The 13,180-nt window shown below is 70.5% G+C and carries 11 protein-coding genes; 6 read left to right on the top strand and 5 right to left on the bottom strand.

Annotation, left to right across the window (positions count from 1 at the left end; translation table 11 throughout):
• Nucleotides 1-6 precede the first annotated feature (6 nt).
• The gene (serA, locus tag J2754_RS11475; RefSeq protein ID WP_211087511.1) at nt 7-1,590 is read right to left on the bottom strand and encodes a phosphoglycerate dehydrogenase; all 1,584 of its coding nucleotides are present in this window, start codon (nt 1,588-1,590) and stop codon (nt 7-9) included.
• A 216-nt stretch (nt 1,591-1,806) separates the two neighbouring features.
• On the opposite strand from serA, the gene serB reads away from it, so the two are divergent.
• Nucleotides 1,807-2,442, top strand: a complete 636-nt coding sequence (gene serB / locus J2754_RS11480) for a phosphoserine phosphatase SerB (RefSeq protein WP_211087512.1) — start codon at nt 1,807-1,809, stop codon at nt 2,440-2,442.
• A 421-nt stretch (nt 2,443-2,863) separates the two neighbouring features.
• Here serB and metX read toward each other — a convergent pair whose 3' ends face one another.
• Nucleotides 2,864-4,051, bottom strand: a complete 1,188-nt coding sequence (metX, locus tag J2754_RS11485) for a homoserine O-acetyltransferase MetX (RefSeq protein WP_211087513.1) — start codon at nt 4,049-4,051, stop codon at nt 2,864-2,866.
• Nucleotides 4,048-5,340 (bottom strand): O-acetylhomoserine aminocarboxypropyltransferase/cysteine synthase family protein, encoded by a 1,293-nt coding sequence (locus J2754_RS11490; RefSeq protein WP_211087514.1) that lies wholly within the window; start codon nt 5,338-5,340, stop codon nt 4,048-4,050. Before J2754_RS11490 ends, metX begins: the two co-directional genes overlap by 4 nt.
• Nucleotides 5,341-5,446: 106 nt before the next feature.
• Between J2754_RS11490 and ligA the strand changes: the two genes are divergently transcribed.
• The 5 genes from ligA to J2754_RS11515 all read left to right on the top strand — a co-directional run bounded on the left by ligA (nt 5,447) and on the right by J2754_RS11515 (nt 12,056).
• Nucleotides 5,447-7,708: an NAD-dependent DNA ligase LigA gene (ligA, locus tag J2754_RS11495; protein WP_211087515.1), complete on the top strand. Its 2,262-nt coding sequence runs from the start codon at nt 5,447-5,449 to the stop codon at nt 7,706-7,708.
• Between the two features lie 548 nt (nt 7,709-8,256).
• Nucleotides 8,257-9,654 carry a signal recognition particle protein Srp54 gene (locus J2754_RS11500; protein WP_211087516.1) on the top strand — a complete coding sequence of 466 codons (1,398 nt, stop codon included), beginning with the start codon at nt 8,257-8,259 and terminating at the stop codon, nt 9,652-9,654.
• 40 nt (nt 9,655-9,694) lie between these two features.
• Nucleotides 9,695-10,876, top strand: a complete 1,182-nt coding sequence (locus tag J2754_RS11505; protein WP_188876275.1) for an MFS transporter — start codon at nt 9,695-9,697, stop codon at nt 10,874-10,876.
• A 49-nt stretch (nt 10,877-10,925) separates the two neighbouring features.
• The gene (locus J2754_RS11510) at nt 10,926-11,495 is read left to right on the top strand and encodes a magnesium transporter (RefSeq protein ID WP_188876274.1); all 570 of its coding nucleotides are present in this window, start codon (nt 10,926-10,928) and stop codon (nt 11,493-11,495) included.
• Nucleotides 11,496-12,056, top strand: coding sequence for a magnesium transporter (locus tag J2754_RS11515; RefSeq protein WP_188876273.1), 561 nt, complete (start codon nt 11,496-11,498; stop codon nt 12,054-12,056).
• Here J2754_RS11515 and J2754_RS11520 read toward each other — a convergent pair whose 3' ends face one another.
• Together J2754_RS11520 and J2754_RS11525 are read right to left on the bottom strand one after the other, a co-directional pair.
• On the bottom strand, nt 12,057-12,509 hold the full coding sequence (locus J2754_RS11520) for an RNA-binding domain-containing protein (RefSeq protein ID WP_188876272.1): 453 nt from the start codon (nt 12,507-12,509) through the stop codon (nt 12,057-12,059). It lies immediately after the preceding gene.
• Entirely contained in the window at nt 12,506-13,057 is a 552-nt protein-coding gene (locus J2754_RS11525; RefSeq protein ID WP_211087517.1) for an AAA family ATPase, read from the bottom strand. The genes J2754_RS11520 and J2754_RS11525 overlap by 4 nt, the downstream gene beginning before the upstream one ends.
• Nucleotides 13,058-13,180 lie beyond the last annotated feature (123 nt).

The raw sequence follows: 13,180 nt of genomic DNA on the forward strand, positions 1-13,180 counted from the left end.
GGGGGTCTACGTCCCGTTCAGTTCGATCTCCGTGATCTCGGTGATGCGCGTGTCGCCTTCGAGTTCCGCGCGGGCGGCTTCGGGCAGCCCCTCGTCGAGGTTGTAGACGGTGAGGGCTTCGCCGCCGTCCGTCTCGCGGGCGTTGAACATGCCAGCGATGTTGACGTCGTACTCGCCGAGCACCGTCCCGATGAAGCCGATGACGCCGGGTTCGTCGCGGTTGCGTGCGACGAGCATGTGGCCGTGCGGGATGGCGTCGACGCGGTAGCCGTCGATGGAGACGAGGCGGGGGTCGTCGCCGGCGAACAGCGTGCCGGAGACGGAGAGTTCCGCCTCGCCGTCGCCGACCGTGACGGTGACGAGGCTCTGGAAGTCCGCGGAGGAACGGGTCTTCGTCTCCGTGACCTCGATCCCGCGTTCCTCGGCGACGCGCGGGGCGTTGACGGCGTTGACGTTCCATTCGAGGGGCTCGAAGACGCCCTTTTGCGCGCTCGCGGTGACGAGATCGACGTCCTCGGCGGCGATGTCGCCGGCGTAGGAGACTTCGATGCGTTCGATTCGCTCGCCGAAGAGCTGCGCCGCGACCTTCCCCGCGGTCTCCGTGAGATCGATGTAGGGCTCGATCCGCGGGAACGCCGATTCGTCGACGGACGGCGCGTTCAGCGCGTTGAGAACGGGTTCGTCGTTGAACGCGGCGACGACCTGCTCGGCCGTCGAGACGGCGACGTGCTCTTGGGCGGCCTCCGTGGATGCGCCGAGGTGGGGCGTGACGACGATGTCGTCGACGTCGAGCAGCGGCGAGTCCTCGGAGAGGGGTTCCTCGGCGAAGACATCGACCGCGGCGCCCTTCATGACGCCGTCAGAGACGGCCTCGGCGAGGGCCTCCTCGTCGACGACGCCGCCGCGCGCGCAGTTGACGAGGTAGCCGCCTTCGAGGTTGGCGAGGGCGTCCTCGTCGATGAGCCCCTCCGTCTCGGCCGTGAGCGGGACGTGGACGGTGAGGAAGTCCGCGACGGTGAGACACTCTTCGAGGTCGACGAGGTCGGCTCCGAGCTGATCGGCGCGCTCCTCGCTGATGTAGGGGTCGTAGGCGACGAGGTCCATGCCGAGGGAGGCGAGCTTCTTCGCCACCTCCTGGCCGACGCGGCCGAGACCGACGACGCCGAGGGTCTTGCCGTTGACCTCCGTGCCGAGGTAGTCGCTCTTGGCCCACTCGCCCTCCTTCAGACGAACGTGGGCCTGCGGGATGGAGCGCGCGGCGGCGAACGCCATGGCGACGGTGTGCTCGGCGGCGGCGCGAACGTTGCCCTCGGGGGCGTTGGCGACGATGACGCCGTGTTCGGTCGCGGCGTCGATGTCGATGTTGTCGACGCCGATGCCGGCGCGCCCGACGATGACGAGGTCGGGCGCGGCCTCGAAGACCGCCTCGGTCACGTCGGTTCCGGAGCGAACGATGAGGGCGTTCGCGTCCGAGACGGCGTCGAGGAGGGCGTCGCCCTCGACGTCGTAGGCAGTTTCGACCTCGTGGCCCGCCTCGCGGAGGGTGTCGAGGCCGGCGTCCGCAATGGGGTCCGTGACGAGTACCTTCACGTTCGGGGGAAACCCGCGCGGCACATTAACGCTTTTCTCATCGGCGGCGCGTGACGCCGATCGACCCGGCCAATCTGTACACGGACGTGAGTAGTGTCGTCTATATACCGCTCGTGATGTCCACGGCCACGCCCCCTATCGGATGACCCCTTCGTTTCGTGTGGAACGCGGTGTGCGAACGGAACGCACTTGGCCGGCGGCGTGCGAACGGGGACCATGACGCTGTTCGCGTTCGACTTCGACGGCACGCTCTCGGACTCGGAGATGATGGTGTTGCTCGGCGAGCAGTACGGCGTCGCCGAGGAGATCGAGGAGATCACGACGCGCGCGATGCGCGGCGAGCTCTCGTACGCCGAATCGCTCTACGAGCGCGCCGCGCTCCTCGAAGGGCTCCCCGAGGCCGAAGCGCAGGCCGCCTACGAGCAGGTGTACCTCCGCCCCGGCGCGGCCGACCTCATCGAAGCGCTGAACGACGCCGGCCACACCACCGCGATCCTCACCGGTGGCTTCACGCCGGGCGTCGAGGCCGCCCTGGAGCGCGACCGCGCGGAGGTCGATCACGTCGTCGCCAACGAACTCCCCGTCGAAGACGGCCGCCTCACCGGCGACGCCGACGGCCCGCTCATCGAGGGCACGAAGGACGAGGCCCTGGAAGCGCTCTGCATGGAGACGAACACCGACATGGACGACACCATCGCAATCGGCGACGGCGCCAACGACCTCCCCATGCTCAAGGTCGCCGGCACCGCCGTCGGCTTCGTCCCCAAGCCCGCCGTCCGTCCGCACTGCGACGTCGTCGTCGCCACGATGGGACGGCTCAAGCGCGTCTTCGAGGAGGACGGCCTACTCTAAACGACCTTTTGCCGCGCTTGAGCGCGCCAACGGCGCGCTCTGCGCTGGCAAAAGCTCGGCCACCGTAGGAAGCGAAGCTTCCTACTGTTCAGTCAGAACGCGGGGCGTTCTGACGACAAAAGCCGTCGTCGAGTGCTTCGAACCCTCTTCGGCCTCGCCTCCGGCGAGCGAACCGGCGACCTTCCGGGCTCTTCGAGTCACTCGGTCGCCGAACGCTATACGTGTGGTTCGTTAGGCCACGGCGAAAACGGGACAGGCTACGAAAGAGCGTCCGCGCGACGAGCGGTCCGAAAGACCCGGCCGTCGCGCGGTTCACTCGCGGCGAAGCCGCGAGGTCCGAAGACCCCCGGGGGCCGGGCGGATATTTTGGCCGAGCTTTTGCCAGCGACGGCGAAGCCGTCGCACAGCAAAAGGTCGTTGTTCAGGCATCGGGGAGGAGGCCCGTGCACACCCGCGGGTAGTCGGGCGTCGCGTTCCGGTCGGCGTCGGTGGTGACGGCGCTCGCACCGCGCTCTAAGAGGGTGCGGACGGGCGGGCCGACGCGGTCGGGTTCAACGAGGAAGGCGTCGTGGCCGTAGTCGCTCTCGATGACGCGGTGGACGGCGGCGCCGGGACCGGTCTCGAAGGCGTCGGCGATGACGTCGCCGCCTTCGGGCGGGAAGTGCCAGTCACCGGTGAACGAGAGGACGAGGGCGTCGCCCTCGTAATCGGCGAGGGCGGCAGCGTCAGAGGGGTAGTCCGCGGCGAGGTCGTACTCGTCGAGCGCGCGGAGGAGGTAGAGGTAGCTGTTCGCGTCGAAACGCTCGGTGAAGCGCTCGGCGTTGTAGTCGAGGTAGGAGGCGACGTCCCGATAGGGGAACCCGGCGGCAGTCGGGTCGTCGGTGCCGTCGGCGCGGCGTTCGGCGACGCGGCGGTCGAAGCGGTCGGTCATCGAGGCCTTCGAGAGGTACATGACGTGACCGATGCGGCGAGCGACGGCGAGTCCCTCGTCGGGTTCGGGGCCGCCGTAGTAGTCGCCGTCGCCGTAGTTCGCGTCGCTCGTGATGGCGCGTCGGGCGGCGGTGTTGAGACCGAGACACTGCGCGTCGAGGCGGGGGCTGGTGGCGATGGCGGCGATCCGCTCGACGCGCTCGGGGTAGCGCTTCGCCCAGTCGATGACGTTCATGCCGCCGACGCTGCCGCCGACGACGGCGTAGAGCGTGTCCACGCCGAGCGCGTCGAGGAGGCGGGCCTGCGAGCGCGTCCAGTCGCCGACCGTCACGGCGGGGAAGTCGGGGCCGTAGGGGTCGCCGTCGGGGCCCTCGCTCGCGGGGCCGGTGGTGCCGTAGCACGATCCCGGGACGTTCGCGCAGACGACGTGGTAGGCGCGGGTGTCGATGGGTTTGCCGGGGCCGACGAGGGCGTCCCACCAGCCCGCCGCTTGGCCGCTGACGCCCTCGGGGGCGGGGCCGGCGACGTACTGGCTGCCGGTCAGCGCGTGACAGACGAGGACGGTGGGGTCCGTGGGGTCGCCGTACGCCGCATAGGCGACGTCGAGGTCGAGTTCGCCGCCGCGCTCGAACGCGAACGAGCCGACGTTCACGACGTCCTCGCGGCGGCCGCGGCTCATCGCGTCGCCTCCGCGATGGCCCGGTCGAGGTCGGCGAGGACGTCCGCGGGGTCCTCGATGCCGACGGAGAGCCGGATCATGTCGGGCGTGACGCCGGAGGAGCGCTGTTCGGCCTCGCTCAGCTGGGCGTGCGTGGTGCTCGCGGGGTGGATGACGAGCGTCTTCGCGTCGCCGATGTTGGCGAGGAAGGAGGCGAGCTCCGTGGACTCGCAGAAGCGCTTGCCGGCCTCGAACCCGCCCTCGAGGCCGAAGGTGATCATGCCGCCGTAGCCGCCGTCGAGGTACTCCTTCGCGTTGTCGTACGTCTCGTGGTCCGGGAGGCCGGGATAGGTGACCCAGGCGACGTCGTCGTGGTCGTCGAGGTACTCGGCGACGAGGGCCGCGTTCTCACAGTGGCGCTCGATGCGGAGGCCGAGCGTCTCCAATCCCTGCATCGTCTGCCACGCGTCGAAGGGACTCTGGGAGTTGCCGAGCGTGCGGATGCCGCGGAGTCGGGTCGCGGCGGCCATCGGGGCGTCGGGGAAGCGCTCCGAGAGATTGAGGCCGTGGTAGGCGGGGTTGTCGCCAGCGATCTCGGGGTAGTCCTCAGGGTCCCACTCGAAGTTCCCGCCATCGATGACGACGCCGCCGAGGGTCGTGCCGGAGCCGTGGAGCCACTTCGTCGTGGAGTGCCAGACGATGTCGGCGCCGTGTTCGAGCGGGCGACAGAGCGCGGGCGTGGCGAAGGTGTTGTCGACGAACAGCGGCGTGTCGTGCGCGTGGGCGACGTCGGCGATCGCCTCGATGTCGGGGACGACGAGCGCGGGGTTGCCGATCGTCTCCAGGTGGACGAACGCGGTGTCCTCGTCGATCGCTTCGGCGTACGCCTCGACGTCCAGCGTGTCCACGAACCGAGCCTCGATGCCGCGCCGGCCCGCGGTGCCGGTGAGGTAGGTTCGAGTGCCGCCGTAGATGGCGGACGACGAGACGACGTTGGCGCCGGCTTCGGCGAGGACGAACGTCGCGGCGTCGAAGGCCGCCATCCCGGACGCGGTCGCCACGGCGCCCGCGCCGCCGGCGAGGCTGGCGAGGCGCTCCTCCAGCATCTCGACGGTCGGGTTGCTAATGCGGGAGTAGACGTCACCCTCCGCGTCGAGGGCGTAGAGGTCGGCCGCGTGGTCTGCGTCGTCGAAGACGTAGGAGGTCGTCTGATAGATCGGGGGTGCCCGGGCGCCGGTCGCGGGGTCCGCGGACTCCTGGCCGGCGTGGACGGTCCGGGTGTCGAACCGCCGGTCGTCCTCGTCGCTCATGTACCATATGCATATTTCCCCAGCGGGATATGCGCGCGAGTTACGGCAAAATCCGCTGGTACTCGCGCCCGAGTGCTTTACGGGGCCGCGCGGCGACACCGCGGGTATGCCAGGCACCGACCTCGACGGCGCGGACGAGGTGGCCGACGACAACCCCTACGTCACCGATCCCGCCCTCGACTTCCGCGACGTCGAGGCGCTCGACGAGGCCGACGCGCGCGCGCAGGCCGAGCGCCTCCGCGAGGCCGTTCGGTTCCACGATTACCGGTACTACGTCCTGAACGACCCCGTGATCGGCGATCGGGCCTACGATCGACTGTTCGAGCGCCTGCGCGAACTGGAGGACGCGTTCGACCTCGAACGCGAGGGCTCTCCCACCCAGCGCGTGGGCGGCGAACCCGTCGACGAGCTCGGGACCGTCGAGCACGTCGCGCCGCTGTTCTCCATCGACTCCAGCGGCGACGCCGCGGACGTCCGAGAGTTCGATCGGCGCGTCCGGCGCGACCTCGGCGGGGCCGAGGTCGCCTACGTCTGTGAGCCGAAGTTCGACGGGCTCTCCGTCGAGGTCGTCTACGTCGACGGGCGCTACGAGCGCGCGGCGACGCGCGGCGACGGCGAGACCGGCGAGGACGTCACGGGGAACGTCCGGACGATCGAGTCCGTCCCCCAGCGCCTACGCGGCGACCACCCGGACGTCCTCGTCGTCAGGGGCGAGGTGTACATCCCGCGCGACGCCTTCCAACAGTATAACCGCGAGCGCGTCGAGCGCGGGGACGACCCCTTCGCCAACCCCCGGAACGCCGCCGCCGGCACGCTCAGACAGCTCGACCCCTCGGTGACGGCCGAGCGACCGCTCGATTGTTTCTTCTACGACGTGCTCGCGGCGTGGGACGCGGACGCGTCGGGTGACGGCGGTAGCAGCGACGACGGCGGTGACGACGCCGTCCGCGCGGCGTGGAACGGTAGCGGCACGAACGTCGAGGCGCTGCTCGACGCGCTCCGCGAGCGATCGTCGGCCTCCGCGGGCGGACTCGACGCCGGGATCGACGGCCTCGACACCCACTGGGGCGAACTCGGTCGCTTCCCCGAGTGGGGGCTGAAGACGAACGACCGGGATCGCCGCGTCGCGGACGTCGAGGCGGCCATCGACTACCGGGACGCGCTGCGGGCGGAGCGCGAGGAGCTGAACTACGAGATCGACGGGACGGTGTTGAAAGTCGACGACCGCGCGCAGTGCGAGCGCCTCGGCACCACGGCCCGACACTACCGGTGGGCGTACGCCTACAAGTTCCCGGCGCGCACGGAGGTGACGACGATCACGGACGTCGTCGTGCAGGTCGGCCGAACGGGTCGTCTCACCCCGGTCGCGCTCCTCGAACCCGTCGAGGTCGGCGGCGTCACGGTGTCGCGCGCGAGCCTCCACAACCCCGAGGAGATCGACGAACTGGGCGTGAACGTCGGGGACGAGGTGCGGATCGAACGCGCCGGCGACGTCATCCCGTACGTCGACGAGGTGGTGGAGAAGCGCAGCGAGGGGACCTTCGACTTCCCCGAGTCGTGCCCGGTCTGCGGGAGCGACGTCGAGCGCGACGGCCCGATCGCCTTCTGCACGGGCGGGCTCGCCTGTGACGCCCAGCTCGTCCACGCGCTGGCCTACTTCACGGACGTGCTCGACATCGAGGGCGTGGGCGAGGCCGCGGCCGAACAGCTCGTCGAGGCGGGGCTCGTGGCGGACGACGTCGCGGACCTCTACGACGTCGAGGTGGAGACGCTGGCCGAGCTGGCGGGGTGGGGCGAGACGAGCGCTCGGAACCTCCGGGCGGAGCTCGACGCCGCGCGTCACCCGCCGCTCGGTGACTTCCTCGCCGCCATCGGGATCCCCGAGATCGGGCCGACCGTCGCCGCCGACCTCGCGGCTCACTTCGGTGACCTCGATGCGTTCCTCGACGCGGAGCGGGACGACTACGAGGCCGTCGAGGGCGTCGGACCGACCGTCGCCGCGCACATCGCGGAGTTCCGCGACAACGAGCGCAACCGCCGCGTCATCGAGCGCCTGCGCGACGAGTCCCGGCTCGGCGAGCCCGACGCACCCGAGGCGGCGGACGCCGGCGACGAGCTCGGCGGGGAGACGTACGTCTTCACGGGGAGCGTCGAGGGGTGGACTCGCGGCGAGCTACAGGACCTCGTGGAGCGACACGGAGCGACGGCGACGTCGTCGGTCTCGTCGAACACGGACTACCTCGTCGTCGGGTCGAACCCGGGCGCGACCAAGCGCGAGGACGCCGCCGAACACGACGTGCCCGAGCTCGACGCGGACGCGTTCTTCGAGCGCCTCGCCGAACGCGGCGTCGACGTCGACGCGCCGTGACGGCGTGTCACGCGAGCGACCGTATCTCCCGGCTTCAGCAATCGGTAGCGCGGAGGCTCCGTCCTCAACGAGCGAAGCGAGTAGGGCGGAGAGGAAGGGCGTTCGCGCGCCTTTAAGACCGCCCGCGCCGTATCCTGTGGTACTGCCGTCCTCGCACACGTCGGGGTCGGTAGGCGTCGCCAGTAGACCGACGCCTGTGGTGCGGTACTCCCGCACCCTATACTCGGGAACGACGACTGCGAACGGGGTGGACCCCCGTCCCTCGATTGAGGGGAGAGCGCGAGAACACCGGGAATTAAATCGGCGGGACAATCCTCGTCGGCGGTCGAAGTGGGAGGCATCATTAATGCACCCACGCCGTCGGCAGGACGGAAAGAGGAAGCTGGGCCGCGTCCACGCATGGGGTCGCGGGGCACAATATCGGTGCGGTAAAGCCCCGTCCTCAAGCAGTGACCGAGGGCCGCAAGGCCCGAGGGAGCGAGTAGGGCGGGGTAGTTTACATAGGGCGATAAGTGCTTTAATGCGTCTGCGGCCCCTACGTGGGCCAAATGGTACTCGACGACCTCGGGAGTTCGCTCAGGGGCACGCTCGATTCGCTCCGGGGGAAGTCCCGCATCGATGAGGAAGACGTCGAGGAGGTCGTCAAGGAGATCCAGCGCTCCTTGCTGCAGGCCGACGTCGACGTCTCGCTCGTGATGGCCCTCTCGGACTCGATCAAGGAGCGCGCCCTGGAGGAGGAGCCGCCGGGCGGCACGACCGCGCGCGATCACGTCCTGCGCATCGTCTACGAGGAGCTCGTCGACCTCGTCGGCGAATCCACCGAGCTCCCCTTGGAGGAGCAGACGATCATGCTCGCCGGCCTCCAGGGGTCGGGGAAGACCACCACCGCCGCGAAGATGGCGTGGTGGTTCTCGAAGAAGGGGCTCCGACCCGCCGTCATCCAGACCGACACCTTCCGCCCCGGGGCCTACGAGCAGGCCGAGCAGATGTGCGAGCGCGCGGAGGTCGACTTCTACGGCGATCCCGACGAGGACGACCCCGTCAAGATCGCGCGCGAGGGACTCGAAGCGACCGAGGACGCCGATGTGCGCATCGTCGACACCGCGGGGCGACACGCCCTCGAAGCCGATCTCATCGACGAGATCGAGGAGATCGAGGCGACGGTCCAGCCGGACCGCTCGCTCCTCGTCCTCGACGCCGCGATCGGTCAGGGCGCGAAGGACCAGGCCCAGCAGTTCGAGGACTCCGTGGGCATCGACGGCGTCGTCATCACGAAGCTCGACGGGACCGCGAAGGGCGGGGGCGCGCTGACCGCCGTCAACGAGACCGACTCGACCATCGCCTTCCTCGGCTCCGGCGAGACGGTCCAGGACATCGAGCGCTTCGAGCCCGACGGCTTCATCTCCCGACTGCTGGGGATGGGCGACCTCAAGCAGCTCACCGAGCGCGTCGAGCGCGCGATGGAGGAGACCCAGGCCGAAGAGGAAGAGGACTGGGACCCCGAGGACATGCTGAAGGGGGAGTTCACCCTCAAGGACATGCAGCGGCAGATGAGCGCGATGAGCAACATGGGGCCCCTCGATCAGGTGATGGACATGATCCCGGGGGTGGGCGGCGGCCTCATGGATCAGCTCCCCGACGACGCGATGGACGTCACCCAGGACCGGATGCGGAACTTCGAGGTCGTCATGGACTCGATGACCGACGAGGAGCTGGAGAACCCGCGCTCGATCGGTGCCTCCCAGATCCGCCGCATCGCCAAGGGCTCGGGGCAGGGCGAGGAGACGGTCCGCGAACTCCTCGAACAGCACAAGATGATGGCGCGGACGATGAAGCAGTTCCAGGGGATGGGCGACGGCGACATGCAGCGGATGATGCAGAAGATGCAGGGCGGTGGCGGCGGCGGTGGCGGTGGCATGGGCGGGATGGGCCCGTTCGGCGACTAGAAGCTGAAGCGCTTTTGTGCCGGCCGGTCACACCTCCCATGTGCGCCGACGCCTCCGCTCGCTGGACGCCCTCGCGGCGACGGCGGCGATCTGGTTCCTCGCGAAGTTCCTCCGGTACGCGTTCCCGCCGCTCTTCCCGGAGCTGAGCACGCGCTACGGCGTCACGGACGCGACGCTCGGGCTTGCGTTCACCGCGATGTTGCTCGTCTACGCGCTGTTGCAGTTCCCCGCGGGTGCGATCGCCGATCGGATCGGGGCGTCGGTCGTCATCACCGCGGGCGCGGCCGTCGCGGGCGTCGCCGCGCTCGCGCTCTCGCTCGACGCGCCCTTCGTCGTCCTCGTCGGCGCCATGGTCCTCGTCGGCGTCGGCACGGGCGTCCACAAGACCGTCGCCATCGGCCTGCTCTCGACCGTCTACACGGAGCGTCCGGGCCGCGCGCTCGGCGTCCTCGACACCGCGGGGGCGCTCGCGGGCGTCGCCGCCCCCGCCGCCGTCGCGTTCTGCCTCACGAGCCCGCGCGTCACGTGGCACGCCGTCTTCCTCGCGGGCGGGCTGCTCGGGCTCTCACTCGCCGTCCTCGCCCATCGCTGGCTGGGCGCGCGCGAACCCGAGCGCGACGACGGGGACGACGAGCGCGTCCCGCTCCGTCGCTACGCCGCGCTCTTCCGCCGGCCGGCGTTCGCGGGGTTCGTCCTCGTCACCGTCGGCTTCTCCTTCGCGTACAACGGCGTCGTCGCGTTCCTCCCGCGCTACCTCGAAACCGCGGGTCTCACGCCGGCGACCGCGAGCGCCGTCTACGGGAGCCTGTTCGTCGTCAGCCTCGTGCAGACCGTCACGGGCGACCTCGCGGACCGGATCGGCGCGCTCCGCGTGATCGTCGCCACGCTCGCCGTCGCCACCGTCGGCCTGCTCGCGCTCATCGCCGTCGGCGGCGGGGCCGGGATCGTCACGCTCGTCGGCGTGGTCGTCGTCTTCGGCCTCGGGAGTCACGGCTTCCGACCGGTCAGGGGCGCGTACCTGATGGCGCTCCTCCCCGCGGACGTCTCGGGCGGCGGCCTCGGCGTCGTCCGCACCGTCCTGATGGGCGCGGGCGCGATCGCGCCGGGCGTCGTCGGCGTTGTCTCCACCTACGCCGGGTTCCGGGCCGCGTTCGGCGTGCTCTGGGTCGCACTCGCCGTCGCCGCCGTCGCGGCCGGGGTGCTGCTCGTCACCGACCGGTGAGGCGCGCGACGGCCGGGGTATTTTACCGGCCGCCGCGTCTGGTGTCGGTATGAGCATCCGCGACGTCGCCGCCGACGCCTATCGGGAGGCCGTACCGGCGCTCGTCGCGAGCACGCTCGGGGGCCTCTTCGCCGGCGTCGTCCTCGGCGGGATGCGCGCCGAGTTACGCCTCGTCCCCGGCCTCCTCGTCTGCGTCCCCGCGCTGCTCGCCACCCGCGGGAACGTCTACGGGTCGCTCGGTGCGCGCCTCGCCACCGGCCTCCACCAGGGGCTCATCGAAGCGGAGTTCGAGGCCGACGACCGACTCGTCGCCGCCGGCGCGGCCGCGATGGCCAACGGCCTCGTCGCCTCCGCGTTCGCGGCGGCACTGGCGTTCTGCGTTCTCCTCGCGCTCGGCCGCACGGTCGCGGGGCTCGGGACGCTCGTCGCCGTCGCACTCGTCGCCGGCCTCCTCTCCGGGATCGTCCTCACCGGGGCCGTCGTCGCCGTCGTCTTCGTCGGCTTCCGCCGGGGGTACAACCCGGACGCGCTCGTCGGCCCCCTCGTCACGACCATCGGGGACGTCTTCGGCCTCGCCTTCCTCGTCGTCGGCGTCGAGGTCGTGCTGGGGGTGGCCTAGATGCCCGAGGAGTGGACCGTGTCCGCGATCACGCGCGCGACGCTACCCGTCCTGCTCGGCCTCACGGCCGTCGAGATCGGCAGCGGCCTCGTCCTCGGGACGTTCGAGGCAACGCTCTATCGCTACCCGAGCCTCCTCGTGCTCGTCCCCGTCACGATCGGAACCGCGGGGAACCTGGGGAGCATCCTCGCCTCGCGGCTCTCCACCGCGATGCACCTCGGGACCCTCTCCTTCGCGCCGACGGACGACGACCTCGCCGGCAACGCGCTCGCCACCGTGACGCTCGCGCTCACCCTCTTCCCGGTCGTCGGCGCGGGCGCGTGGGCCGCCACCGGCCTCACGGGCACGCACCCGGACCTCCCCGTGTGGACCGTCGTCGCCGTCTCGTTCGCCTCGGGAGCCGCGCTCGCGCTCCTCGCGGTCGGTGTCACGATCACCGCGACGTACGCCGCCTATCGCCTCCGCCTCGACCCCGACGACGTCGTCATTCCCGTGGTGACGAACGTCTGTGACGTCCTCGGCGTCGTCGTCCTCTTCGCCGTCGTGCAGGTGCTCGTCTGACTACTCGGCGTCGTCGCCGACGCCCTCCACGTCCTCGATGGGGTCGCCCTCCGCCGTCTCCGGCGCGAGGTACGCGACGAACTCGTCGACCGACGGCTCGCGCACCGTCACCTCCACGTGAACGTCGCCGAGTTCCGCCGCGCTCCCCACGGAGAAGTTCACGACGCCGCGGAAGGCCGCCTGCTTCTTCAAGTCGAAGGCGAAGCCGTCCGCGTCCTCCACGTCGTCGCGTCCGTCGAGGAACGCCGAGCGCGCGGTGTCGAGGATGCGCTGTTCGAAGAGCGCCTCGCGGAACCCTTCGAGATCGTGCGTCGTCGCCACGACCTCGTCCGGGCCGATCTCGATCTCGGCGGTCGGAAAGAGCGCCTCGACGGCGCGCGCGACGCGATCCGGGACCTCCGTGGGCCGGACGGGCGCGCGGATCTCGACGTCGACGCTGTAGACGACGCTCACGCCCCCGCCTCCTCGATGAGCTCGCGCACGCGGTCGTGGAACGCCGACAGCGTGCCCGTGTTCTCGATGGTGACGTCCGCCGCCGCCATCGCCGTGTCCATGCCGAAGCCGCGCTCGCGCTCGTCGCGCTCTTCGAGGCTCTCACCCCCCTCCTCCTTCGTCGCGTCGCGCCCGCGCACGCCGAGGCGCTCGCGGCGGAGTTCGAAGGGCGCGTGGACCTCGACGAGCAGGAAGTCGTCGCCGAAGGCCGCCTCGAAGCGCTCGACCTCCGCGTCCGAGCGGATGCCGTCGACGAGCACGACGTCGTTCCCGTCGAGGGCGTCCTCGATGATCGGGAGGGAGCGCTCAGCGATGGCGTCGACGCCGCCCTCCTCGCGGAGCGCGCGCGCCACCTCGCCGTGGTGGGTCGCCGGGTCGAGTCCGCGGTCCTCGCAGGCCGCGCGGATGACGTCGCCCATCGTCACCACGGGGACGTCGAGCTCCTCGGCGACCGCCGCCGCCTCGCTCTTCCCGCTCCCCGGGAGGCCGACGATACCGATGACAGTCATGGTCGGAAGTAGCCGCGACGGCGATTTAAAGCCAAGCATCCGGCGGGAGAGGACGGGTGCTCGGGGCGGGCGAACGCCGGCGGCATGAACCGCCGCGCGTGTTGGCGCCCGGCGCGGTGACGC

The sequence above is a fragment of the Halarchaeum nitratireducens genome (assembly GCF_017874695.1).
Classification (GTDB): Archaea; Halobacteriota; Halobacteria; order Halobacteriales; family Halobacteriaceae; genus Halarchaeum; species Halarchaeum nitratireducens.